The sequence below is a fragment of the uncultured Tenacibaculum sp. genome, assembly GCF_947504135.1.
Classification (GTDB): domain Bacteria; phylum Bacteroidota; class Bacteroidia; order Flavobacteriales; family Flavobacteriaceae; genus Polaribacter.
Genome location: NZ_CANNGG010000003.1, coordinates 51,422 through 75,456, shown reverse-complemented (window position 1 = coordinate 75,456; position 24,035 = coordinate 51,422). Strand labels below are relative to the sequence as shown.

The 24,035-nt window shown below is 32.0% G+C and carries 24 protein-coding genes; 18 read left to right on the top strand and 6 right to left on the bottom strand.

Going from position 1 to position 24,035, the window contains the following annotated elements; translation table 11 throughout:
- Nucleotides 1–88 precede the first annotated feature (88 nt).
- The 3 genes from mltG to dapF are packed head-to-tail and all read right to left on the bottom strand — an operon-like array spanning nucleotide 89 to nucleotide 2,410.
- The gene (gene mltG, locus Q0663_RS06535) at nucleotides 89–1,117 is read right to left on the bottom strand and encodes an endolytic transglycosylase MltG (protein ID WP_299008365.1); all 1,029 of its coding nucleotides are present in this window, start codon (nucleotides 1,115–1,117) and stop codon (nucleotides 89–91) included.
- Entirely contained in the window at nucleotides 1,110–1,634 is a 525-nt protein-coding gene (locus Q0663_RS06530; protein ID WP_299008361.1) for a GNAT family N-acetyltransferase, read from the bottom strand. The genes mltG and Q0663_RS06530 overlap by 8 nt, the downstream gene beginning before the upstream one ends.
- On the bottom strand, nucleotides 1,634–2,410 hold the full coding sequence (gene dapF / locus Q0663_RS06525) for a diaminopimelate epimerase (RefSeq protein WP_299008359.1): 777 nt from the start codon (nucleotides 2,408–2,410) through the stop codon (nucleotides 1,634–1,636). Before dapF ends, Q0663_RS06530 begins: the two co-directional genes overlap by 1 nt.
- Before the next feature lie 137 nt (nucleotides 2,411–2,547).
- Between dapF and Q0663_RS06520 the strand changes: the two genes are divergently transcribed.
- The 6 genes from Q0663_RS06520 to Q0663_RS06495 all read left to right on the top strand — a co-directional run bounded on the left by Q0663_RS06520 (nucleotide 2,548) and on the right by Q0663_RS06495 (nucleotide 9,439).
- The gene (locus tag Q0663_RS06520; protein ID WP_299008357.1) at nucleotides 2,548–3,915 is read left to right on the top strand and encodes a trypsin-like peptidase domain-containing protein; all 1,368 of its coding nucleotides are present in this window, start codon (nucleotides 2,548–2,550) and stop codon (nucleotides 3,913–3,915) included.
- Between the two features lie 111 nt (nucleotides 3,916–4,026).
- Nucleotides 4,027–5,469 (top strand): glyceraldehyde-3-phosphate dehydrogenase, encoded by a 1,443-nt coding sequence (locus tag Q0663_RS06515; protein WP_299008354.1) that lies wholly within the window; start codon nucleotides 4,027–4,029, stop codon nucleotides 5,467–5,469.
- A gap of 96 nt (nucleotides 5,470–5,565) precedes the next feature.
- On the top strand, nucleotides 5,566–5,937 hold the full coding sequence (locus Q0663_RS06510) for a lipocalin family protein (protein ID WP_299008352.1): 372 nt from the start codon (nucleotides 5,566–5,568) through the stop codon (nucleotides 5,935–5,937).
- Nucleotides 5,938–6,061: 124 nt separating this feature from the next.
- Entirely contained in the window at nucleotides 6,062–6,625 is a 564-nt protein-coding gene (locus Q0663_RS06505; protein WP_299008350.1) for a hypothetical protein, read from the top strand.
- A 4-nt stretch (nucleotides 6,626–6,629) separates the two neighbouring features.
- Nucleotides 6,630–8,627, top strand: a complete 1,998-nt coding sequence (gene ligA, locus Q0663_RS06500; protein WP_299008347.1) for an NAD-dependent DNA ligase LigA — start codon at nucleotides 6,630–6,632, stop codon at nucleotides 8,625–8,627.
- A 155-nt stretch (nucleotides 8,628–8,782) separates the two neighbouring features.
- Nucleotides 8,783–9,439, top strand: a complete 657-nt coding sequence (locus Q0663_RS06495; protein WP_299008344.1) for a lysoplasmalogenase — start codon at nucleotides 8,783–8,785, stop codon at nucleotides 9,437–9,439.
- A 9-nt stretch (nucleotides 9,440–9,448) separates the two neighbouring features.
- Here Q0663_RS06495 and Q0663_RS06490 read toward each other — a convergent pair whose 3' ends face one another.
- Together Q0663_RS06490 and Q0663_RS06485 are read right to left on the bottom strand one after the other, a co-directional pair.
- Complete coding sequence (locus tag Q0663_RS06490) at nucleotides 9,449–9,592, bottom strand: hypothetical protein (protein WP_299008341.1); 144 nt, start codon at nucleotides 9,590–9,592, stop codon at nucleotides 9,449–9,451.
- A 37-nt stretch (nucleotides 9,593–9,629) separates the two neighbouring features.
- A complete protein-coding gene (locus tag Q0663_RS06485) occupies nucleotides 9,630–9,782 on the bottom strand; it encodes a hypothetical protein (protein ID WP_299008338.1) in 153 nt (50 codons plus the stop codon).
- Between the two features lie 76 nt (nucleotides 9,783–9,858).
- On the opposite strand from Q0663_RS06485, the gene Q0663_RS06480 reads away from it, so the two are divergent.
- From Q0663_RS06480 to Q0663_RS06425, 12 genes are all read left to right on the top strand, one after another.
- Nucleotides 9,859–10,932, top strand: a complete 1,074-nt coding sequence (locus tag Q0663_RS06480; RefSeq protein ID WP_299008336.1) for an esterase-like activity of phytase family protein — start codon at nucleotides 9,859–9,861, stop codon at nucleotides 10,930–10,932.
- 28 nt (nucleotides 10,933–10,960) lie between these two features.
- A complete protein-coding gene (locus Q0663_RS06475) occupies nucleotides 10,961–11,473 on the top strand; it encodes a hypothetical protein (protein WP_299008333.1) in 513 nt (170 codons plus the stop codon).
- Nucleotides 11,473–12,348, top strand: a complete 876-nt coding sequence (dapA, locus tag Q0663_RS06470) for a 4-hydroxy-tetrahydrodipicolinate synthase (protein ID WP_299008330.1) — start codon at nucleotides 11,473–11,475, stop codon at nucleotides 12,346–12,348. Before Q0663_RS06475 ends, dapA begins: the two co-directional genes overlap by 1 nt.
- 106 nt (nucleotides 12,349–12,454) lie before the next feature.
- A complete protein-coding gene (locus Q0663_RS06465; protein ID WP_299008327.1) occupies nucleotides 12,455–12,970 on the top strand; it encodes a ferritin in 516 nt (171 codons plus the stop codon).
- Between the two features lie 133 nt (nucleotides 12,971–13,103).
- Entirely contained in the window at nucleotides 13,104–13,916 is an 813-nt protein-coding gene (locus Q0663_RS06460; RefSeq protein ID WP_299008324.1) for an outer membrane protein assembly factor BamD, read from the top strand.
- Between the two features lie 3 nt (nucleotides 13,917–13,919).
- Nucleotides 13,920–14,240 carry a DNA-directed RNA polymerase subunit omega gene (locus Q0663_RS06455; RefSeq protein ID WP_028892653.1) on the top strand — a complete coding sequence of 107 codons (321 nt, stop codon included), beginning with the start codon at nucleotides 13,920–13,922 and terminating at the stop codon, nucleotides 14,238–14,240.
- Between the two features lies 1 nt (nucleotide 14,241).
- Nucleotides 14,242–15,453 (top strand): bifunctional phosphopantothenoylcysteine decarboxylase/phosphopantothenate--cysteine ligase CoaBC, encoded by a 1,212-nt coding sequence (coaBC, locus tag Q0663_RS06450; protein WP_299008312.1) that lies wholly within the window; start codon nucleotides 14,242–14,244, stop codon nucleotides 15,451–15,453.
- Entirely contained in the window at nucleotides 15,446–16,336 is an 891-nt protein-coding gene (locus Q0663_RS06445; RefSeq protein ID WP_299008309.1) for a DUF4835 family protein, read from the top strand. Before coaBC ends, Q0663_RS06445 begins: the two co-directional genes overlap by 8 nt.
- A 247-nt stretch (nucleotides 16,337–16,583) precedes the next feature.
- Entirely contained in the window at nucleotides 16,584–18,236 is a 1,653-nt protein-coding gene (recN, locus tag Q0663_RS06440) for a DNA repair protein RecN (RefSeq protein WP_299008305.1), read from the top strand.
- A 50-nt stretch (nucleotides 18,237–18,286) separates the two neighbouring features.
- On the top strand, nucleotides 18,287–19,099 hold the full coding sequence (locus Q0663_RS06435) for an SDR family oxidoreductase (RefSeq protein WP_099216418.1): 813 nt from the start codon (nucleotides 18,287–18,289) through the stop codon (nucleotides 19,097–19,099).
- A gap of 234 nt (nucleotides 19,100–19,333) precedes the next feature.
- Complete coding sequence (locus Q0663_RS06430) at nucleotides 19,334–20,113, top strand: DUF3050 domain-containing protein (RefSeq protein ID WP_299008298.1); 780 nt, start codon at nucleotides 19,334–19,336, stop codon at nucleotides 20,111–20,113.
- Nucleotides 20,113–21,066 carry a glycosyltransferase gene (locus tag Q0663_RS06425; RefSeq protein ID WP_299008295.1) on the top strand — a complete coding sequence of 318 codons (954 nt, stop codon included), beginning with the start codon at nucleotides 20,113–20,115 and terminating at the stop codon, nucleotides 21,064–21,066. Before Q0663_RS06430 ends, Q0663_RS06425 begins: the two co-directional genes overlap by 1 nt.
- A 49-nt stretch (nucleotides 21,067–21,115) precedes the next feature.
- Here Q0663_RS06425 and Q0663_RS06420 read toward each other — a convergent pair whose 3' ends face one another.
- Nucleotides 21,116–23,944 carry a pitrilysin family protein gene (locus Q0663_RS06420; RefSeq protein ID WP_299008292.1) on the bottom strand — a complete coding sequence of 943 codons (2,829 nt, stop codon included), beginning with the start codon at nucleotides 23,942–23,944 and terminating at the stop codon, nucleotides 21,116–21,118.
- Nucleotides 23,945–24,035 lie beyond the last annotated feature (91 nt).

Sequence of the window (24,035 nt, the reverse complement as noted above, 5' to 3'; positions counted from 1 at the left end):
TTATTTAGTTAGAATATAAAAAAAAGAGGGTTTTATTGTCTTTTTGATAATCTTTTATTAAAATTAGTAAAAATAAATTTTTGTTAATTTATCTTCTTATTCCTTGTTTATTTATCCATTGTTGGTATTTCGCAGCATTTCTGTTGTGCTGTGCTAAAGAATTCGCAAACTCATGAAAACCAATCTTATCTACACTTGCACACATATAATAATAGTTATGTTTTTGATGGTTTAAAACAGCATCAATAGAGGAAATATCAGGCATTGCAATTAAAGTAGGAGGAAGTCCTGTGTTCTTGTAGGTATTGTAAGGAGAGTCTATTACTAAATCTTTATTCAAAACTCTTTTTACTACAAAATCTTGTCCTTTAATTTCTCTGATAGCATAAATAACTGTAGGATCAGCTTGTAAAGGCCAGTTGTCTTTTAATCTATTCAAGTATAAACCAGCAACAATAGGACGCTCAATTTTTTGAGCTGTTTCTTTTTGAACAATAGAAGCTAATGTGATAACTTCTTCTTTTGAAAGATTTAGTTTTTTAGCTTTTTCTAATCTAGCAGGAGTCCAAAAACGATTGTATTCGCGTAGCATTTTATCACGGAAGTTTTCTGCAGAAGTATTCCAGTAAAACTCATAGCTATTCGGAATGTACATTCCTAAAGCTGATTTTTCTGTGAAATTATTAGTTGATAAAAAGTTCGTATCAGCCATTGCTTGTAGCAAGGCTGTAGAGTCTGCCTCAATTTGTTCGGAAATTCTTCCTGCTAGTTTTTCTAAAGTATCTTGATTGTTGAAAGATAAGGTAATTGGAGTTTGATTTCCGCTACGTAAAAGGTTTACCACATCATTCATACTCATACCTTTTTTTAATAAGTATTTACCCCCTTTAGGTTGAGTAAACTTTTTCTTTTCTGCAACCCAAGCAAAATTTTCTGGATGTTTTACAAATTCAGTAAGTTGTTTTTGAACATCTATAAAAGAAGCGTTTGAACCAATAAAAACAGCACCATCTTTGGTAACTGCTTTTCCAAATATTTTTTGATAATAGTTAAAGCCAATAATTCCGCCAATTAAAAAAATAACAGCAATGCTTCCTAAAATAATTTTCTTATTCATTGATTAATTGAAATAGTAGTTCGTTTTTATATGTTCCTTTGTGGTATGTCCAATCTTTTTTTATACCAATTTGTGTAAAGTTGTGTTTTTGAAAAAGATGTAAACTGTTATGGTTATCATCTGTAATATTTGCATACAATTGATGTAATTGTAAATGCGTAAAACAATACTTTATTAATAATTGTAAAGCTTCTGAAGCAAGCCCTTTGTGTTGAGAGTTTGGGTGGACTAAAATTCCAACTCCAGCTCTTTTGTGTTGAGGGTTAAAATCAAACAAATCAATCATTCCAACAGGTTTACTGGTAGCTTTCTCTTCAATAACTAAACGTAATTGCTTTGCTTCGTATATATCTAAATATGAATTTTCTAAATATTGTTTCAATAAAAATTTAGAAAAAGGAGCTTGTGTATGGCTAACTTCCCAGAAGAGTTCGTTGTTTTCCATCTGAAATAAAAACTCCAAATCTTCAGGTTCTAAAGCTCTTAAGTTGATATATGTTCCTGTTAACGTATGCACTAAATGTTTATTTTACCTTCAAATACAAATGTAGCAGGTCCTGTTAAAAATACATTAGTATAAGTGCTGTTTTTTTCTTCAAAAGAAACTTTTAATTCTCCTCCTTCTACAGGTAGAGTAATTGAAGTGTTAGTAGTTTTTTTAGTAGCATGCATAGCAATAGCAACAGCGGTAACACCTGTTCCGCAAGCTAAAGTTTCGTCTTCAACACCACGCTCGTAGGTGCGAACTCTGAAAGTATTAGAGTTAACTTGCTCTACAAAATTCACATTACTTCCTTCAGTACCGTAAATTTCATTTCTGATTCTTCTTCCGTTTGAAAAAACATCATATTCAGAGAGGTCATTTACTAATTGTACATGATGAGGAGAACCTGTGTTGGTAAAAACATAATTGTCAAATATTTTTACATGATCAATATCTATCATTTGAAGAGATACGATGTCATTAGCAATAGATGCATGATGAAGTCCATCAATAGCGATAAAAGTTGTGTTGGTTTCAAAAAGTCCTAGTTTATGGGCAAAAGCAACAATACATCGTCCACCATTACCACACATGGTACTTTCGTTGCCGTCAGAATTATAGTATACCATTTTAAAATCGGTATCAGTATCTTCTTCGAGTAAGATTAAACCATCAGCACCAACTCCAAAGTTTCTATTACACAATTTTGCAATAATGTCAGTTTTATTTTTTGGAAAGGTTTTTGAACGATTATCTACCATAATAAAATCGTTCCCTGTTCCTTGATATTTGTAAAATTCTAAATCCATAATAGTAAACAAAGATACATATTTTATCAAGGAGAGCAGACTGTTAAATAGCGGTTAAAGTCCGTTAAATAGAAGTTAAACACATTTACTTAAAATGTTAAAATTGATATATTTGAAATATAAAATTTTGTAAGCACATGAAGAAAATATTTGGAACTTTAGGAATTGCAATCTTAGGAGGAGCAATAGCACTTGCAGGATATAAAACATTGATTGAAGAACCGCAAGTAGTTGTTGAGAAAGTAGTAGAACCAACAATGCAAACTGTTAAAGCAAGTTATACGCCAACAGTGATAAACTCATCATCAACCCCGACTGATTTTACCGAGGCAGCCGATAAAACGGTACACGCAGTAGTACATGTTAAGAATACATCGATACGAACACAACAAAATCCGTTAGCAGAATTGTTTTATGGTAGAGGAAGTGGAACCAGAAAGTACGAGCAAGTAGGCACAGGAAGTGGAGTAATTATTTCTCCTGACGGATATATTGTAACCAATAACCATGTTATTGAAGGAGCAAACGATATAGAAATTACATTAAACAATCAGAAAAAGTTAAAAGCTACGTTAATTGGGGCCGATAAAGCAAACGATATAGCTTTGTTGAAAGTAGAAGCTGATATTGAGTTGCCAAATTTACCTTTCGGAAATTCAGATAACATGAAGGTTGGAGAATGGGTACTGGCAGTTGGAAATCCGTATAATTTAACATCCACAGTTACAGCCGGTATTGTGAGTGCAAAAGGGCGTGATTTAGACGGGAATACGAATATAGATTCGTTTATTCAAACAGACGCAGCGGTAAATCCAGGAAATAGTGGAGGAGCATTGGTGAATACGCGTGGAGAGCTGGTTGGTATTAATACAGCTATATCATCGAGAACAGGTTCTTTTATAGGATATTCATTTGCAGTGCCATCTAATATTGCTAAAAAAATTGTAGATGATTTATTAGAGTTCGGAACTGTACAAGAAGCCCTAATAGGTATAAGCTACGATAATACCGAAGATGGAGTTGAAGTTACATCGGTAACCGAGAATGGAGGAGCGGAAAAAGCAGGCCTCAAAGAAGGAGATATTATTACTAAGATTAACAATGTGAAAATTTCAAAATTTTCAGATCTAAAGGGGCAGTTAACAGCAAGGAGACCAGGAGATAAAGTGGTAGTGACTATTGATAGAGGAGGAGAAGAATTAGAGAAGTTAGTAGTTTTAAGTAAGAAAGACTTTGTTTCAGTAAGAAGTTTAGGGATAATAATTAAAGATTTGTCAAAGGCTGATTTGAAAAAGAATAAATTAAATTCAGGAGCTAAAATTGCTGAAAATGTAAATCCTTTTTTAAAACGATTGGGTGTTGATAAAGGTTTTATTATAACAAAAATAAATGAATCAGAAGTTAGGGATGCTTTAGATGCTAAAAATAAACTCTTAGAAAATGGTTCTTTAATTTTAGAAGGAATAAACTCAAAAGGGGAAAAAGTTAGGTATGGTTTAAAATAAAAACATAAAAAAGGCAGCTTTTAAGTTGCTTTTTTTATGTTTTTATTTTAAGATTAATAGAAGGAAATACCTATTTTTGCACAAATTTTTAATTTTAGTTAACACACAACTATGTCAACAATAACAAATTACGAAAAAGAAGTAGTAAATCAAGCGCAAGTTCGAAGAGCTACGGTTGAGTTTATTAACATCGTTAACGATTTATGGTACGATAAATCTATCGAGTTAGTATTATTTAGAAATCCATTAGTAGATAAAAGAGCTAGTGAGGTTTTAAACTTAATCGATTACGCTAAAGAGTTTGTAGCGAAACCAATAACAATAGAAGATGCTTTAGAAATAGCTAAAGCAATCCAATCAATTGATTTACCACCATCAAAATTAGATATTGGTAAATTAGCATACGAATATCATTTACAAGATGATGCATCGGCAGATAAAATAGCTTTTGTAAAAGAGCAGTTAAAAGACGCTACTGAAGCAGAAAATATTCAACCAAAAGACGTAGTATTATACGGTTTTGGACGTATTGGTCGTTTATTAGCTCGTGAGTTGAGCAGCAAAATGGGTAAAGGTTCTCAATTACGATTAAGAGCTGTAGTAACTCGTGGTAAAATAGACCAAACAGTATTAGAAAAAAGAGCTTCTCTATTAAGTGTAGACTCTGTACACGGAGACTTCTTAGGAACAGTTCAGGTAGATGCTGATAATAACGCTTTAATCATTAACGGGACTACTGTTTATATGATTTCAGCAGCACAACCAGAAGATATCGATTATACTGAATACGGAATTAATGACGCATTAATTATAGATAATACAGGTGCTTTTAGAGACGAAGAAGCGCTAAGCCGTCACTTAAAAGCTAAAGGAGCTAGCAAAGTATTATTAACTGCTCCAGGAGGTGGTGTGCCAAACATCGTTCACGGTGTTAATCATGAAGAGAACAATCCTGATAATATTGATATTTTCTCTGCAGCTTCTTGTACTACGAACGCTATAACTCCAGTATTAAAAGTATTAGAGGATAATTTCGGAATTAAAAAAGGGCACTTAGAAACTATACATGCATATACAAACGACCAAAACTTGGTTGATAACATGCACAAGAAATACCGTAGAGGTAGAGCAGCTGCTTTAAACATGGTAATTACCGAAACTGGTGCAGGTAAAGCAGTAGCAAAAGCGTTACCAGCATTAGCAGGTAAATTAACGTCAAGTGCTATTCGTGTACCAGTACCAAACGGATCGTTAGCAATCTTAAACTTACAATTAAACTCTCCAGCTACAGTTGAATCTGTAAACGCTATTATGAAGAAATATGCGTTAGAAGGAGATTTAGTAGAGCAAATTCAATACTCATTAAGCAACGAATTAGTTTCTTCTGATATTGTAGGAACAACAGCTCCATCTATCTTCGATAGTAAAGCAACTATTGCAGATGGTGATACAATTGTAATTTATGTATGGTACGATAACGAGTACGGATACTCTCACCAAGTAATGCGTTTAGCTAAGCACATTGCTAAAGTACGTCGTTATACTTACTATTAATATATAAAAATAACATAGATATAAAAACCGAAACATTTGTTTGTTTCGGTTTTTTTGTTAAATTTGGAACGTAAATAACCCCTAAATCCCCCAAAAATGAAAAAAGTAATTGCATTACTAGTGTTTTTACTTGGTAGTACTTCACTATGTTTCTCTCAAGAAAATCAAGAAATTAATAGTTTGCTTTCAGGAAAGTGGAAGGTTCAATCTATGGAAATTGGAAATGAAAAAATGGAATTTTCTGATGGAAATAACTGGTTAGAGTTTAACACTAACGGAAAGTATCAAGTAGTAATGAACGACCAAGGAAAAGAAGGTACTTGGAAGTTAAACGAAGAAAAAAATGAACTTGAGTTTGACGATGAAAGTTTTGAAAGTAACTTAAAAATCGAAAAACTTAATGACAAAGAACTTTTAGTCTCTGCGGTAGAAGATGAAACAGTTTACACCATGGTGTTAAAAAGATAAATTATCAATCGTTTATATAGATAGCCGAAGCATTTGCTTCGGCTTTTTTGTTTTAAATATAATGAAGAAAAATCTGACAAACTCCTAAAAACTTTTCCTTAAATTAGCGTCAAAATATCCTAAAATGAAAATCTTTTTTTCTTCAATTTTATTGTTGCTTATGTCGATTACAACAAATTCACAAAACAAATTACCTTATTACGAAATACCTAAAGAGGCAGAGGAGTTTACAGTAGGAACTGTTGTGAGTAGAATGATAGATGGATTAGGGTTTCGTTATTATTGGGCTACAGATGGTTTAACTGAAGAAGATTTAGAATACAAGCCAAGTACTGAGGCAAAAACAGCAGGAGAAACAATAGATCATGTGTTAAGCTTGTCGATAGTAATTAAAAATGCTGCGTTAAAGGTTCCGCATAAAGAAGTAAAATCAGAAATGACATTTGCTGAAAAGAGAAAAGCAACCTTAGAAAATTTAAAGTTAGCGAGCGATATTTTTAGAAAAAGTACAGATGTATCACAACACAAAATAATTTTTGGAGAAAAAGAACATCCGTTATGGAATGCTATTAACGGACCTATTGCCGATGCTACATGGCATGCGGGTCAATTGGCTTCTTTTAGACGTGCATCAGGAAATCCAATCAACTCAAAAATCAATCATTTTACAGGTACCGTTAGACAATAATTTAATGACAGTTAAAGAAAAGATACAACAGTTAAGAGAAGAGCTACATCAACATAATCATAGTTATTATGTGTTGGATAAACCAACTATTTCAGATTATGAATTTGATATCAAATTAAAAGAACTTCAACAGTTAGAAGACGAAAATCCAGAGTTTTTTGATCCAAATTCACCAACACAACGAGTAGGAGGAGAAATAACTAAAAACTTTGAAACAGTTACTCATAAACATAGAATGTATTCGTTAGATAATTCGTATTCTAAGGAGGATTTGTTAGATTGGGAAAAGCGCGTTCAAAAGATTTTAGGAACTGATGAGATTGAGTATACGTGTGAGTTAAAATATGATGGAGCCTCTATTAATCTTACTTATGAGAATGGTAAGTTTGTACAAGCGGTAACACGAGGAGATGGTTTTCAAGGAGATAATGTAACTACGAATATTCGCACGATAAAATCTATACCGTTGTTACCGAATAGCGATTTTGTAACTGATTTTGAAATGCGAGGAGAAATCATTTTACCGTTAAATGGATTTAATAAAATGAACGAAGAACGTATTGCGAACGACGAAGAACCGTATAGAAATCCTCGTAATACTGCTAGTGGAAGTTTAAAACTGCAAGATAGTGCAGAAGTAGCAAAACGTCCGTTAGATTGTTTGTTGTACCAGTTGGTAACCAGAGAGCGTAAATATGCTTCACATTTTGAAAGTTTAGAAGCTGCTAGAAAAGTTGGATTTAAAGTTCCAGACACCATTGTTTTAGCAAAGTCGATAGAAGAAGTGTTAGACTTTGTAAACGAATGGGATGTAAAACGCCATAGCTTACCTTATGAAACTGATGGAGTAGTGGTAAAAGTAAATTCGTTTCAGCAGCAAGATGAGTTAGGGTATACGTCAAAAGCACCTCGTTGGGCAATAGCCTATAAGTTTAAAGCGGAACAAGTTTCTACGATATTAAATGAAATCACCTATCAAGTAGGTAGAACAGGAGCAATAACACCTGTAGCAAACTTAGAACCTGTACAATTAGCTGGAACGATTGTAAAAAGAGCTTCATTACATAACGCTGATCAAATAGCGAAGCTAGATGTACGAATAGGAGATACGGTTTTCGTAGAAAAAGGCGGAGAAATTATTCCGAAGATTGTTGGGGTTGATTTAACAAAGCGACCAGCAGATTCTGTACCTACACAATATGCAACACATTGTCCTGAATGTCATACTGAATTGGTGAGAACAGAGGGTGATGCAAAACATTATTGTCCGAATGAATTTGGATGTGCACCGCAAATTACAGGTAGAATCAAGCATTTTATCAGTAGGAAAGCTATGGATATTGATGGTTTAGGTGGTGAAACGGTTGATTTATTGCGTAAAGAAGGATTGATAAAAAATTACGCGGATTTATATGATTTAACAGTGGAGCAGGTTATTCCGTTAGAGCGAATGGCTGAAAAATCTGCGCAAAATATGATTGAAGGAATTGAAAAGTCAAAAGAAATTCCGTTTGAAAAAGTATTGTTTGCATTAGGAATCCGTTTTGTAGGAGAAACTGTAGCTAAAAAGTTAGTAAAACACTTTAAGTCAATCGATAATTTAATGAATGCCGATTTGGAAACCTTAATTGCTGTTGATGAAATTGGTGATAGAATAGCACAAAGTATTATTGAATTTTCGAACAATTTAGGAAACATAGACTTAATAAACCGATTAAAATCACACGGGGTTCAACTAGAAGTTTCAGCAGAAAGTTTAGAAGGACAAACAGATAAGTTAGCTGGGAAAGTATTTGTCGTTTCAGGAGTTTTTCATCAAATGAGTAGAAATGAACTTAAAAAAGCAATTGAAGATAATGGAGGAAAAGTGTCGAGTTCAATTTCTAAAAAAACAACTTATATTGTAGCAGGTGATAATATGGGACCAAGTAAACTTACAAAAGCTGAAAGTTTAGGGGTTCCAATTATATCCGAACAAGATTTTATCGATATGATTGGTTAGTTTTAGACAGTAGACAGTAAAGTTTATTTGTTTATGGGTTTAACTGTTTATAAAGTTCAAAAGTGAAAAGTGAAAAATTTTATGAGATTATTTGTGATGTAAGTTTAGAAAGAACAAATTTAAACATCTAACATCTAACATCTAACATCTGAAAAATGACTAAACAAACTAAAATTACCATAGCTTCCATAGTGTTTTTATTAGTTGCTATTGCTGATGTATATGGAGTAATAACTCAAAATAAAACCATCGAAATTATTTTTAAACCGTTGTTAATGACAACACTTGCAGTAGTGTATTTAGTATCGGTAAAAAAGCCAAGTTTTTGGTTGTTATCAGCTTTGTTTTTCTCTTTTTTGGGAGATGTATTTCTATTAGATAAAGAGAAATTGTTTGTGTTTGGTTTAGGGTCTTTTTTAGTTGCTCATCTTGTTTATATTAAAATAACCACTGATTTGTTATTTAAAGATTTAACAGCAAAAATGATAACCTCTGCTATTCCATTTGTCTTGTTGTTTGTAGGGTTACTAGGTTTAATTTATGACAATTTAGGTGATATGTTATTGCCAGTAATCGTATACGGAATTACAATTTCAACTTTTGGTACTGCGGCATTGTTACATTATCGTCAGCAAAAAACAACTTCGAGTTCATGGTTATTACTGGGAGCTATTTTGTTTATAGCATCTGATAGTTTAATTGCGTTGAACAACTTTTATACGCCAAAACACTTATTTAATATTGCTATTATAGTATTGTATATCGTTTCTCAATACTTAATTGTTAAGGCAATGATAGCTAAAGAGAGTTAATCTAAATTTTTAAAAAAGGAATGCTTTTCGATAGGAAAACAATAAAATCAATCCTGAAATTAAAGCAACAATGGCACTAATAAACAAAATGTCACCATTGCCATCGTGTTCAATACCTAAAATAGTTAAGTGACTCATAATTGCTCCACCCATTAAACCAATAGTTAATAAGGCTCCTAACCAAGTTTTTTTAGGGGATAAATAAAAGTACGGAAGCAATTAATTCAAAAACACCTGTACTTATTCTCGTGTAAGCTTCGTTATTTCCTACTGTTTTGGTAAATAAATCAATGCTTTCTTGTGCTCCAGTCAATTTTAAAAATAAAAGAATATATTTTTTCATACATAATAAAAATCTATTTACTTAGACGTTATAATTCTTAATGCCTACATAAACTAAAAACAATACTTTTGTAAGTATGAAAAAAATAGTACTTGCCTTATCAGTTTTTGGTTTACTAGCGTGTAAACAACAAAAAACCTCACTTAAATTTTTAAATGAATACGTAGTAAAAGATTCTTTACAGATTGATAATACCGTAATAGGAGGAATTTCAGGAATCGACTATTACAATAATCAATATTATATGGTTGTTGATGACGCGGCAAATCCGAGGATTCTGATAGGTGATATTGTTGTTAAAAATGATTCGATTCAATCGGTAAGTTTTAAAAAAGTTATTGTAGTTGATACTGTTAGTCAGTTTACTAAAAACCATGTGTTAGATTTAGAATCTATTTTTATTCAAGACGGTGTTCTTAATCTAACAAGTGAAGGTTCAATTCAGTATAAAAAAGATCCGAGTATTTTTCATATAAATACAAAAGGGAATTTTATAAATGAGGTAGTTATACCAAATTACTTCAAAGCTACTTCAGAAGCAAAACCTAAACACAATGGAGTTTTTGAAGGTTCATCAAAAAGTATTGATGATAAAGGTTTTTGGGTAGCAATGGAGGCTCCGTTAGAAGCAGATGGAGAAGAACCAACATTTCATGAAACTCTATCACCAGTTAGAATCACTTATTACGATAAGAACACAAAAAAAGCAACTAAACAGTATGCCTACCAATTAGAAAAGATTGATAAGCCTGCTAAGGGAAATGTGAATTTAAATGGAGTAACGGCTATTTTAGAATATAAAAAAGATCATTTTTTTATCATTGAAAGAATTTATCAAAGTGGTTATGGAAGTAACGGAAATGTAGTTAGAATTTTTAAAGCTACGATTGATGATGCTTCAACAAATACGTTAGCCATAGAATCATTGAAAAATGAAAAATATACACCATTAAAAAAAGAGTTATTGCTAGATTTTAGCACTGTTGAAAGTCAACTAACAGACGGAATTATAGATAATATAGAAGCAATTACTTTTGGTCCAACCTTAGCTAATGGAAATAAATCGTTAATTCTAGCTTCAGATGATAACTTTCAAGTGTATGGCAAACAATTGAATCAGTTTTTATTGATAGAAATTGAAGAGAAATAAATAAATTAGCTACCCCTAATTTTCATACATGATAAATACATTAAAAAGTAAATCTATTCAAAAAGAATACGATAAGTTAATAGCTAAACAAGGCAAGAAATCACACAAGAGTTCACAGGTTAAAAAAGTAGCTATTTTGTTAGATAATGAGGCTTTAGTTAATGTTGTGTTAGCAAATTTAGCAAACAACTTTACGTTTAAAAAAGAAGATGTTGCTGTATTGGTATTTAGAGAATATTCTAAGAAAGATGAGCCTTCATCACAGTTTTTTACTGAAAAAGATTTAGGATTTAAAGCGAGTTTAAAATCCGACAATTTGAAAGATTTCGTTAAAAATGATTACGACTTACTTATAAACTATACAAAAACCTCCAACTTATTAACGAATGTAATAACTTTGTTGTCGCAAGCAGATTTAAAAGCTGGTTTTGCTGAAATTGATGACAGGTTATACGATATTGTTGTGTCTGACGAAGGTTTTAATGAAGCAGTTTTAAATCAAGAGTTAAAAAAATATCTAACGATTTTAAATAAAATATAATGCAAAAGTTTGTAGGAACAGGAGTGGCTTTGGTAACTCCTTTTAACGAAGATTTAAGTGTAGATTTTGATGCACTTAGAAAGTTAGTAAACTATAATATTGAAAACGGTACAAACTATTTAGTAATAAATGGAACCACTGGAGAGAGTGCAACCATTACTAAGGAAGAAAAATTAGAAATAATAAAGGTTGTAATAGAAGAAAACAATGGTCGTTTACCTTTAGTTTTAGGAGTTGGAGGAAACAACACGCAAACAGTTGTTGAAGAATTACAAACGTTAGATTTAACTGGTATCGATGGAATTTTATCAGTAGCTCCATATTATAGCAAGCCAACTCAAGAAGGTTTTTATCAGCATTATAAAGCAATTTCTTTAGCAAGTCCTAAACCAATTATTTTATATAATGTTCCTGGAAGAACTGCAAAAAATATGGAGCCAGCGACTACCTTACGATTGGCAAGAGACTTCGAAAATATCGTTGCTGTAAAAGAGGCAGGAAACAACCAACAACAGTATTATGAGTTGTTAAAAGATAAGCCAGAAGATTTCTTAGTAATTTCTGGGGATGATGATTTAGCTTTAGGTGTAGCTTTAGCTGGAGGATCAGGAGTTATTTCTGTAATCGGACAAGCATTACCAAAAGAATTTTCAAAAATGATTCAATTAGGATTAGAAGGAAAAGCTAAAGAAGGGTATGAAATACATTATAAATTAATGGATATTGTAAACTTAATCTTTGCAGAAAACAATCCAGCAGGAATCAAAGCAGTATTACAAAAATTAGGAATTTGTTTAGATGAAGTGCGTTTGCCATTGGTAAAAGCTTCAGAAGAATTACAAACTGAAATCTCAGATTTTATCGATAAGATGTAATTTTTCTAAATAAAATTTAAAAATACAAAAGACTACAATTTCGTTATTGTGGTCTTTTTTTAGCATCTTTGTATAAAGATTACAGTTTACAATTAAAACAGAAAATATGTTATCAAAAGTAATAGAGAAAGCATTAAACGATCAGATAAGAGTAGAAGCAGAGTCTTCACAAATATATTTAGCAATGGCATGTTGGGCAGAAATTCAAGGTTTTGAAGGTGTTGCACAGTTTATGTATGCACATTCTGATGAAGAGCGCATGCACATGTTAAAGTTAGTAAAGTTTGTAAATGAACGTGGAGGACATGCACATGTTTCAGAATTAAAAGAGCCACCAGCAAAATTTGGATCTTTTAAAGATATGTTTCAAACATTATTTGATCATGAAGTAATGGTGTCGAAATCAATTAACGATTTAGTGCATATAACCTTACAAGAAAAAGACTATGCTACACATAATTTCTTACAGTGGTATGTGTCTGAACAAATTGAAGAAGAGGCTTTAGCACGTAATATTTTAGATAAAATTAATTTAATTGGAGACGATAAAGGAGGTTTGTATTTGTTTGATAATGATGTGAAGCAAATAGTAGCACAAACGGCAGCAGCAGCACAGCAATAAGATTAATAAATATTTAGTAACTTTTTTGAAAAATTATAACAGATTTTATAGTTTCTTGTAAAACTCTATTTTAGAGTGAAAAAAATCGTTTTAATAATCCATAATTAATCACTAATTTTGCCAGATGCAAAAAATGAAAAATCTAGCGTATATTGTTGTGATGCTTTTAGCACTAACTTCGTGTGGAGAGTACCAAAAAGTATTAAACAAAGGAACTGTTGAAGATCAATACAAAATGGCTGTGAAAATGTACGAAGCACAAAAGTACGGAAAAGCATTACGTTTGTTTGAGAAAATTGTCCCTTCATATAGAGGAAAACCACAAATGGAGCGTATCCAATTTATGATAGCGCAATCTAATTTTAATGAGAAAAACTACAGTTTAGCTGGTTATTATTTTAATAGATTCACAGGGAATTACCCAAAGAGTTCTAAGAAAGAAGAAGCGGCTTTTTTATCAGCATTAAGTTATTATAAAGCAGCTCCTAGTTTTAGTTTAGATCCAACAGATACAAACAAAGCGTTAGAGTCTTTTCAAAAGTTTATAGATGCTTATCCAGATTCAGACAAGCAAGAAGAGGCAAATAAATATTATACAGAGTTACGCTCTAAATTAGAAAAGAAATATTTCGAAATAGCAAAAACATATTATAGAACTGCAGATTATGATTCGAGAAATTACAAGGCGGCAATCGTTGCTTTTGATAATTTATTAGAAGATTATTTAGGAACCAAGTATAAAGAAGAAGCTTTGTACTATCGTTTAAAAGCAGCGCATGATTTTGCAATGAAGAGTACGCAACGTAGAAAAGCAGAAAGAATAAAAGAAGCAGTAAAAGCGTACGATAAGCTTAAAAGAAACTTCCCAGAATCAAAATTCATGGAAGAATCAAACGAAATGTTAGCAACATTAAACAAAGAACAAGAACAATTAGTTAAAGGTTAAAAAATGGATTATAAAGAAACGAAAGCGCCGTTAAGTACAATAACTTATGACAAAGAAGCTATCGAGGCTCCAACGCATAATATTTATGAAGCTATTTCTATTATAGCAAAGAGAGCTACACAAATTAATTCTGATTTAAAAAAGGAATTAGTTGATAAGTTAGATGAGTTTGCTACTTATAACGATAGTTTAGAAGAAGTTTTTGAAAACAAAGAGCAAATCGAAGTTTCTAAATTTTATGAGCGTTTACCTAAGCCACATGCTATAGCAGTAGAAGAGTGGTTGAATGGTAAAGTTTATTATAGAACTCCAGAGACAAAATAATATGTCGGTACTAAGCGGTAAAAAAGTTTTACTTGGTGTTACCGCCGGTATAGCGGCATACAAAACAGCGAACTTAGTTCGTTTATTTATAAAATCGGGCGCAGAAGTCAAAGTAATTATGACTCCTGCGTCTAAAGATTTTATAACACCTCTTACACTTTCCACCTTATCAAAAAATCCAGTTCATTCTACTTTTTATGATAAAGAAGATGAAAATGAATTGTGGAATAATCATGTAGATTTAGGTTTGTGGGCAGATTTAATGTTAATTGCTCCAGCTACAGCAAATACCTTATCTAAAATGGCAAATGGTACTTGCGATAATTTATTATTAGCAACCTATTTGTCGGCAAAATGCCCAGTGTATTTTGCACCTGCGATGGATTTAGATATGTACCAACATCCATCAACAAAAACTAGTTTAGAAAGCTTACAAAGTTTTGGAAATATATTAATTCCTGCTACTTCTGGTGAATTAGCAAGTGGATTGGTAGGTGAAGGTCGTATGGCTGAACCTGAAGATATTGTTGATTTTATTGAGAAAGATATAGTATCTAAGTTACCACTTCGTGGAAAAAAAATATTAATTACCGCAGGACCAACTTATGAAGCGATAGATCCTGTTCGTTTTATTGGAAATCATTCTTCTGGTAAAATGGGGTTTGAAATTGCAAAAACAGCAGCTAACCTAGGAGCTGAGGTGTTTTTAATTGCGGGTCCATCACATCAACAAGTAAACCATTCATTTATTCATAGAATTGATGTAAAGTCAGCAGAAGACATGTATGACGCTTGTCATCAATATTATACTGATGTAGATGTAGCAGTGTTATCTGCTGCAGTTGCCGATTACAGACCAAAAAATGTGGCAAATCAAAAAATAAAAAAGAAGGAAGCAGCGTTAAGTATTGAGTTAGAACCAACTAAAGATATCCTAAAATCATTAGGAGAAATTAAGAAAAATCAGTTGTTAGTTGGGTTCGCCTTAGAAACGAACGATGAGGTACAAAACGCAAAAAGTAAGCTTACACGCAAAAATTTAGATTTTATTGTATTAAATTCGTTACGTGATGAAGGTGCTGGTTTTGCAACCGACACCAATAAAATTACAATTATTGATGCTGATTTGAACGAAAAATCATTTGATTTAAAGTCAAAAAAAGAAGTATCAAAAGATATCGTTAACGAAATAATACAAAAATTAGATGCGTAAGTTTTTCTTTATAGTTTTTCTTCTTTTAGTTGCTTTTTCTTCTTATTCGCAAGAGTTGAATGCTAACGTAATTATCAATTCAGATAAAGTACAAAGTAGTAACAAGCAAGTTTATCAAACGTTACAAAAAGCATTAACAGAGTTTATTAATGATAAACAATGGACGAACCGAAACTTTAAACAACAAGAACGAATTAACTGCGCATTCAATATCATTATAAACGAACAAAATGGGAGTAATTTCTCAGGGACTTTACAAGTGCAGTCAACACGACCTGTATATAACTCAACCTATGCTACCCCCGTTTTAAATATTAATGATACAAACTTTAACTTTCGTTATAATGAGTTTGATCCGTTAATTTACAATCCAACAGTTTACGAATCTAATTTAATTTCTATAATAGCTTTTTATGCGTATACGATTATAGGAGTAGATGCAGATACCTTTGCTTTGAAAGGAGGAGAGACTTATTTAAAACAAGCGGAAAACATTATGTTGTTAGCGCAATCTAATGGAGAGTCTGGTTGGCAAAATCAAGTAGGAAAACAAAATCGCTTTGCTTTAATAGATAATTTATTGTCTTCTAAGTTTAGTGCCTTACGAAGTATCTACTACAATTATCATCGTAATGGTTTCGATAATTTTGCAGACAATAAAAATTCAGCTAAAGAAGCAATTGAAAAAAGCGTTTTAGATTTAGACAAACTACACAATATTACTATTGGTAATTATATGATTCGCGTTTTCTTAGATGCTAAAGGAGATGAAATAGTAAATGTTTTTTCTGATGGAATTCCGTCTAAAAATCAATCACAAATGCTTACTGTCTTAAATAGAATTGCTCCAACCTATAAAAATAGGTGGAAAAATATTAAGTAAAATGAAGTTTAGAAAAATAGTTTTATTTTCAGTTCTAATCTTACTTATAATATTTGTTACGGTAAAAGGAATAGTACTTGATGGAGACTTAACAAAGTTTGACCACGTATTACTATTAATTATTTTCTTGTTTTTAATGTTTAAAGAGAAAGTTTATAAACTGTTGAAAATTCAATAGACTTCCTTAGTTTTTGGTCGATATAATTCAATCAAAATCCTTACTTTTATTCCTTTTAAAGAATAAAATTTGTTAACACATTTATCCATACAAAACTACGCGTTAATCAATCAGTTATCGATTGATTTTACAAAAGGATTATCTATTATTACAGGTGAAACTGGAGCAGGGAAATCCATTTTATTAGGAGCTTTAGGGCTTGTAATGGGAAATCGTGCCGACTTAGCTGCTTTAAAAGACACAGAAAAAAAATGTGTTATTGAGGCTCAATTTTCTGTTGAAGGATATGCTTTACAAGAGTTATTTAAAGAGTTAGATCTCGATTATGAACAAGAAACCATAATTCGAAGAGAAATTTTGCCTTCGGGCAAATCGAGAGCTTTTGTTAATGATACACCAGTTACTTTATCGATATTAAATGCTTTAAAAACAAAGCTAATTGATATTCATTCGCAACATCAAACCATGCAGTTGTCAGATGTATCTTTTCAATTCTCTGTTATTGATGCCTTAGCAAAAAATCAAGCTAAAATAGCATCGTATAAAAGAGGCTTGCGTACGTATAACAAATTACGAAAAGAGCTGAAAGTACTTCAAGAAGAAACTGAGAAATCGAAAGAGCAGTACGAGTACAATTTACATTTGTTTAATGAGTTTGAAGAGGCTAATTTAAAAGAAGGAGAACAAGAAGTTTTAGAAGAAAAGTTAGATAAATTAAACAATATTGAAGAAATAAAGTTGAACTTATCTGAAGCTTTAGGTGTTTCGATTAATGAAGAAATAGGAATTCAAACATTGCTAAATTCTTTAGAGAGTAAACTGCAAAAAATTAGTTCTTTTTCCAAGCAATATGAAGAGTTAGCGAATCGCGTAACAAGCGTGAAAATTGAGTTAGATGATGTAGTTACTGAGTTAGAAAGTGCGAATGAAGAAGTTGAATTTAATCCGAATGAAATAGAAGAGTTGAATGATAGGTTACAATTAATCTACAATCTTCAAAAGAAACATTCAGTATCAACTATAAGTGAATTACAAGAAATTCATGCATCATTATCTGAAAAAGTAGCGCAGGTTGAAGATGCAGGAGGAATAGTGGCTCAAAAAGAAGCAGAAATTAAAGAGGTAGCTAAGAAGTTAGATGACGTAGCAAAAATGATTACGACATCTAGAAATAAAGTAATTCCGAAGTTGAAAAAAGAGTTAGAATATCTTTTGTCGGAATTAGGAATGCCAAATGCTCGTTTTGCTATTGAATTATTAACATCTGAAGAATACTTATCAAACGGAAAAGACAATTTACAATTTTTATTCTCAGCAAACAAAGGAGGTAATTTTGGAGAATTGAAAAAGGTAGCATCAGGAGGGGAATTATCTCGTATCATGTTGTCGATTAAAAAAATACTATCAGAGAATATACAATTACCAACGATTATTTTTGATGAGATTGATACTGGAGTTTCAGGAGAAGTATCTAATAAAATTGCAAAAATAATGCAAGATATGAGCGCTCACATGCAGGTAATAACCATAACACATTTACCTCAAATAGCTTCAAAAGGCGTGCAGCACTATAAAGTGTTTAAAGGAGAAGAAAAAGGAGTAACAACCTCTAATTTAAAGTTATTGTCAGAAGACGAACGTATTAGAGAAATAGCAGAGATGTTAAGTGGAAAAAACGTTTCTGAAAGTGCTTTAATTCACGCAAAAGAATTATTAAATTAAGAGTATATTTGCTTTCAAAACAAACAACGATAGACTAAAATATTTTAAATATGTATAATTTATTAAAAGGAAAAAAAGGAATCATTTTTGGAGCATTAGATGAAAATTCTATTGCATGGAAAGTTGCTGAACGTGCTCATGAAGAAGGAGCAGAGTTTGTATTAACCAACGCGCCAATCGCTATGCGTATGGGAGGTATCAAAGATTTAGCAGCGAAGACAGGATCAGAAATTATTCCAGCTGACGCAACTTCTATGGATGACTTAAACAATTTAGTTGAAAAGTCTATGGAAATTTTAGGAGGTAAAATCGATTTCGTTTTACACTCAATCGGTATGTCAGTAAATGTACGTAAAGGACGTCATTATACAGATTCTAAATACGATTTTACAACGAAAGGATGGGACGTTTCAGCGGTATCTTTTCACAAGGTAATGAACGTTTTATATAACAAACAAGCCATGAATGAGTGGGGGAGTATTGTTGCATTAACGTATATGGCAGCACAACGTGTATTCCCAGATTATAATGATATGGCTGATAACAAAGCGTATTTAGAGAGTATTGCACGTAGTTTTGGGTATTTTTTCGGAAGAGATCATAAAGTGCGTGTAAACACAATTTCTCAATCACCTACACCAACAACTGCAGGTCAAGGAGTGAAAGGGTTTGACGGATTTATTTCGTATGCTGAAAAAATGTCACCATTAGGAAACGCAACAGCATTAGAATGTGCTGATTATACAATTTCATTATTCTCTGATTTAACTAAAAAAGTAACTTTACAAAACTTATTCCACGATGGAGGTTTCTCTAATATGGGAGTGAGTGATGCAGTAATGGAAAGATTTACTGAAGAGTAAGATCTTTACTGAAATACAATATAGATAAAATGCAAATCGTTAGATTTGCATTTTTTATTGAACTCATCTTTTCTTTTTGTTTTTAACCGAAAATGAGTTGAAATTTGTTCAGATAAGGCACTTTTTGAAAGATACAGCAAGACTATATGTAAGAAAAGTAACGAAATATGAGCAAATTTGAAACATTTTTTAGGAAATAGAAAAAGGGAAGATGAGTTCACTAATAGCTACAAAATGAACAATATTTTACAGATAGAAAAGGAGTTAGCGCCATTAAGGCAACAATTAAAAGAGCACGAATTATACAATTCGTTAAAGCATATTAATGATGTAAAATTATTTATGGAATCACATGTGTTCGCTGTGTGGGATTTTATGTCGTTGTTAAAGGCTTTACAACGAGAGCTTACCTGTGTAACTTTACCTTGGCTACCTGCCGTAAATACAAAAACAGCACGTTTTATCAATGAAATTGTGTTAGGTGAAGAAACTGATGAAAATGAATTAGGAGAACCTAAGAGTCATTTTGAAATGTATATTGATGCTATGCGTCAAGCAGGAGCGAGTACTGTTCAAATTTCAAGTTTTATTTCAGATATTATTGATGGAAAACCTGTTGAATTAGCCATAGAAGATTGTTCTATAATTGATGAAGTAAAAGACTTTGTAAACTTTTCTTTTGAAGTTATCAAAACAAGACAACCACATATCATTGCATCAAGTTTTACCTTTGGAAGAGAAGACGTGATTCCAGATATGTTTTTAGAAATTGTAAGAAATACTGAAGAGAAAGAAGGAAGTTCATACAGTAAACTTACTTATTATTTGAATAGACACATTGAGCTAGATGGTGATGAACACGGACCGTTATCATTACAAATGATAGAAGAACTATGTGGTGAAGATCAGCAAAAGTGGGATGATGTGTTATATTACGCGAAAGAATCACTACAGAAAAGAATTCAACTTTGGGATGGAATCGCTAAACAAATTAATCAAGCAGTTTTAGCGTAATGAATTTACAATTTTCAATAATAGTACCTGTTTACAATCGACCACAAGAAATTGATGAGTTGTTGGAAAGTTTGACTAAACAAGAGTTGAAAGACGACTTTGAGGTACTTATTATTGAGGATGGTTCAGAAGACTCATCAGAAGAAGTTATAAATAAATACATTTCACAACTTAATCTAAACTACTTTTTTAAGGAAAATAGCGGAGCAGGAGCAAGTCGTAATTACGGAATGGAAAGAGCATCAGGAAATTATTTTATTATTTTAGATTCAGATGTTATTGTTCCACCACAGTATTTATCTCAAGTAAAAAAAACGTTAGAAGAAAATTATACAGATGCTTTTGGAGGGCCTGATGCTGCGCATCCTAATTTTACAGCTTTACAAAAAGCAATTAATTATTCGATGACTTCGGTATTAACTACAGGAGGAATTCGAGGTAAGAAGAAGTCGGTTGGTAAATTTCAACCCAGAAGCTTCAATCTAGGCTTGTCAAAAGTTGCTTTTGAGAAAACAAATGGTTTTTCTAAAATGAAAGCAGGAGAAGATATTGATTTAACTTTTCGTTTGTGGGAAAACGGTTTTGAAACGCAACTAATAGCTAAAGCTTTTGTATATCATAAACGTAGGAGTACCATTAAACAGTTTTTTAAACAAACATTTGCTTTTGGTACAGCTAGACCTGTTTTAAATAAAATGTATCCTGAAACAGCTAAATTAACTTATTGGTTTCCGAGTTTGTTTATTATAGGAATTGATATTGCGGTTATCGCAGTTTTCTTTGGATATTGGCAATTGTTGGCTTTTTACGGAATTTACTTTACTTGTATTTTTTTAGATTCTCTAATTCAAAATAAAAATCTACAAGTAGCTTTATTGAGTGTTGTTACAACTCTTACTCAGTTTTATGGCTACGGATTAGGTTTTTTAGAGTCTCGATTTCTAAAAAAATAAAAGCTCCCAATTTCTTGAGAGCTTTTGTTAATTATAATTTTTTTTAAAATTATTTTTCAGGATTTAAAACTCCTAAGATATATCCGTTAGTTAAATATTTCTTAGCTATTTTTTGAATATCTTTTGTCGTTAAAGAATTTACACTCTTTTCAAAAGAAGCTATGTCTGAGACATCGTTGTTTTGGTAGTCTACATTTTTAATAGTACTTAACCAAAATTGATTCTTTTTAAGCTCTTCTTTGTAGTCAGCAATCATTCCTTTTTGAGCTTTCATTAAATCTTCTTTTGTAGGTCCATTTTTAACTACAGAAGCAACTTCAGCAACAGAAATGTTCTTTAATTTTTCAACATTTTCAGGTGCACAAGGGTATGCAATTGTAAAGTTATACCAACCGTAAGGCATTTTGTTTATGCTACCACGAGCACCAGCAGAATAAACACCACCTTCTTGCTCACGTAGTTTTTCAATTAACTTAATTCCTACAACTTCTCCTAAAACTTTAAAGGCTAAAGCATCTTTTTTGTTGTATTTCGCTTCTCCTTGGTAGGTAATACGAACGTTACTTTTAGGATCTTTTCCTTTTTCTACTATTTTAGTGTGTGAACCTGATAAAGGTCTGAAATCAGTAACATTGTATTTTTCGTTTGAATTTTTCCCTGGTAAACCAGCAATATATTTAGTTGCGTATTCAGCAAGTTTCTTTTCATCAACATTTCCAACAAAATAGAAGTTAAAGTCTCCAGCATCTGCAAAACGCTCTTGATACTTTTTATATGCTAAGTTGTAATCAGCTTTTTCATATTTTTCAGGAGACGGGAAGCCTGTATAACGAGGATCTTTTCCGTAAACAAACTCACTCATTTCTTTTTGGAAGAAGAAATTAGGACTAGCTAGTAGATTTCCTAAGAAACTTTTTTGCTTATTTACATACGAATTAAAAGCTTTTTCATCTTTGTTTAAAGAAGTGAAGTATAAATGCACCATTTGGAATAATTCTTCTAAATCTTTAGGTGTAGCAGAACCTCTAAATCCTTCACTTATTCCACCGATATAAGGAGAAACACGAACGATTTTACCAGACATCATTTTAGATAAATCTGTTTTAGAGAAACCATTAATTCCTGCTTCAGAAAGTCCGCTATTTGCAAAAGCAGTAGCTTTTAATTCTTTATCAGAGTATAACGAAGTTCCACCGAAACTAAACGCTTCAAATAAAACTTCATCGTTTTTAAAGTCAGTTTTCTTATAAGTAATCTTAGCTCCGTTACTTAAAACCATCGTTTTTGTACCTAAATCTTTGTTTTCAGTAACCTTAGTAATAGTACCAGGAGTTGGTTGTTTTGTAATTAAAGAAGCAGCTACAGCTTTATCTTCATAAGGTTTTAACTCTTTAGTTTTAACGTTGTTTAAAGCATCTAATACCTGTTGTTCAGTTACAACTTTTTTAGGTCCAGTAATAACTACAACACGGTTATCATCATGTAAATAATTGTTAATTAGGTTGTTTATTTCTTCTAATTTTACAGAAGGTAATAATTTTTGATGAGTCTTATATCTCCATTCAATACCTGGAATTGGCTTTTGCTCTAAGAAATTGTTTACATATTGACCAATAATTCTGTTAGACTCTCTTTTGTCTTTATCTTTAAAAGACTTTTCCATGCGAGCACTAACGCTCATTTTTGCACGATCTAATTCTCCTTGTTGAAAACCGTATCTTTTAACACGCTCGCTTTCATCTAATAAAGCTTGTAATCCTTTTAATTGACCATCGGCACTTACACTTGCTCTTGATTGGTAAGCTTCTTTACCACGAGCCCATGTTCCACCATGATAACTGAATCCGTAAACAAAAGGAGGGTTTTCGCTATTACGTAATTCCTCTAAACGATTATTAATCATTTGAGCAAATAGCGATTGAACAATTGAATTTCTGTAATCAGCAACAGTTGTTTCTGGTTTTGCTTCATCATAATCTTTGTACATTAACTGTACACTAGCAAAAGGAGCTTCTTTATCAGCTTCAATCGCGATAAAAGTTTCTTTGTGATTTTTTAATGGAGCAACTTCTCTTTTACGAGGATTTTTAACTGCAGGTATTTTACTAAAGTGCGATTTGATTTTTTCTTCTAAAATGTCAACACTTACATCACCAACAGCTACAACAGCCATTAAATCTGGACGATACCAATCTTTATGAAAGCGACGAATACTTTCGTGTTTAAAATTTTCTATGTTTTCTTTAGTACCGATAGGTAATCTTTCAGCATATTTAGAACCATGCATTACCTTTGGTAAATACTTTTCTAACATACGGCTGTCAGCTCCTCTACGAGAACGGTATTCTTCTAAAACTACACCACGTTCTTCGTCAATGTCTTTTCCTTCTAATAAAGCACCATGCGCCCAATCTTCAAGAATTTGAAATCCTTTTTCTAGTTTTTCTTGGTCATCACTTGGAATAGGCAAGATGTATACAGTTTCATCAAAACCTGTATAAGCGTTTAAGTGTGCTCCAAACTTTACTCCGATAGACTGTAAATAATCTACCAATTCGTTCTTTTTAAAGTTTTTGGTACCATTAAAGTTCATGTGCTCCATAAAGTGAGCCAATCCTAACTGGTCATCATCTTCTAAAATAGAACCTGCATTTACAACTAATCGTAATTCTACTTTGTTGGCTGGTTTCGGATTCTGTTTGATGTAGTAGGTCATTCCGTTTGATAGTTTTCCTATCTTAACTGAAGGATCAGTCGGAATGTTCATAGCAGTTACTTTTTCTTTTTTGTTTAGCTTTTGTTGTGTTTCTTTTAAAGCTTGACTATACCCCGTGGATATAATGAAGGCCAGGGATAGCCCTAATACTACTTTTTTCATAGTGAAAGAATTTTTAATTTGAGAGCAATTTACAAGGAATTATTAATAAACTAAAGAATTAGTTATTTAAATTGTGTTAAAATAAAAAAAA

Bases quoted from the DNA above. Each gene is read 5' to 3' on its own strand.
- Q0663_RS06430 (WP_299008298.1), top strand. From the start codon at position 19,334: ATGAACAATATTTTACAGATAGAAAAGGAGTTAGCGCCATTAAGGCAA.
- Q0663_RS06485 (WP_299008338.1), bottom strand. From the start codon at position 9,782: ATGAAAAAATATATTCTTTTATTTTTAAAATTGACTGGAGCACAAGAA.
- Q0663_RS06505 (WP_299008350.1), top strand. From the start codon at position 6,062: ATGAAAATCTTTTTTTCTTCAATTTTATTGTTGCTTATGTCGATTACA.
- dapA (WP_299008330.1), top strand. From the start codon at position 11,473: ATGCAAAAGTTTGTAGGAACAGGAGTGGCTTTGGTAACTCCTTTTAAC.
- Q0663_RS06425 (WP_299008295.1), top strand. From the start codon at position 20,113: ATGAATTTACAATTTTCAATAATAGTACCTGTTTACAATCGACCACAA.
- Q0663_RS06465 (WP_299008327.1), top strand. From the start codon at position 12,455: ATGTTATCAAAAGTAATAGAGAAAGCATTAAACGATCAGATAAGAGTA.
- dapF (WP_299008359.1), bottom strand. From the start codon at position 2,410: ATGGATTTAGAATTTTACAAATATCAAGGAACAGGGAACGATTTTATT.
- Q0663_RS06455 (WP_028892653.1), top strand. From the start codon at position 13,920: ATGGATTATAAAGAAACGAAAGCGCCGTTAAGTACAATAACTTATGAC.
- Q0663_RS06495 (WP_299008344.1), top strand. From the start codon at position 8,783: ATGACTAAACAAACTAAAATTACCATAGCTTCCATAGTGTTTTTATTA.
- Q0663_RS06460 (WP_299008324.1), top strand. From the start codon at position 13,104: ATGAAAAATCTAGCGTATATTGTTGTGATGCTTTTAGCACTAACTTCG.
- coaBC (WP_299008312.1), top strand. From the start codon at position 14,242: ATGTCGGTACTAAGCGGTAAAAAAGTTTTACTTGGTGTTACCGCCGGT.
- Q0663_RS06510 (WP_299008352.1), top strand. From the start codon at position 5,566: ATGAAAAAAGTAATTGCATTACTAGTGTTTTTACTTGGTAGTACTTCA.
- Q0663_RS06445 (WP_299008309.1), top strand. From the start codon at position 15,446: ATGCGTAAGTTTTTCTTTATAGTTTTTCTTCTTTTAGTTGCTTTTTCT.
- Q0663_RS06480 (WP_299008336.1), top strand. From the start codon at position 9,859: ATGAAAAAAATAGTACTTGCCTTATCAGTTTTTGGTTTACTAGCGTGT.
- Q0663_RS06490 (WP_299008341.1), bottom strand. From the start codon at position 9,592: ATGGGTGGAGCAATTATGAGTCACTTAACTATTTTAGGTATTGAACAC.
- Q0663_RS06475 (WP_299008333.1), top strand. From the start codon at position 10,961: ATGATAAATACATTAAAAAGTAAATCTATTCAAAAAGAATACGATAAG.
- Q0663_RS06435 (WP_099216418.1), top strand. From the start codon at position 18,287: ATGTATAATTTATTAAAAGGAAAAAAAGGAATCATTTTTGGAGCATTA.
- Q0663_RS06515 (WP_299008354.1), top strand. From the start codon at position 4,027: ATGTCAACAATAACAAATTACGAAAAAGAAGTAGTAAATCAAGCGCAA.
- Q0663_RS06520 (WP_299008357.1), top strand. From the start codon at position 2,548: ATGAAGAAAATATTTGGAACTTTAGGAATTGCAATCTTAGGAGGAGCA.
- mltG (WP_299008365.1), bottom strand. From the start codon at position 1,117: ATGAATAAGAAAATTATTTTAGGAAGCATTGCTGTTATTTTTTTAATT.
- ligA (WP_299008347.1), top strand. From the start codon at position 6,630: ATGACAGTTAAAGAAAAGATACAACAGTTAAGAGAAGAGCTACATCAA.
- Q0663_RS06420 (WP_299008292.1), bottom strand. From the start codon at position 23,944: ATGAAAAAAGTAGTATTAGGGCTATCCCTGGCCTTCATTATATCCACG.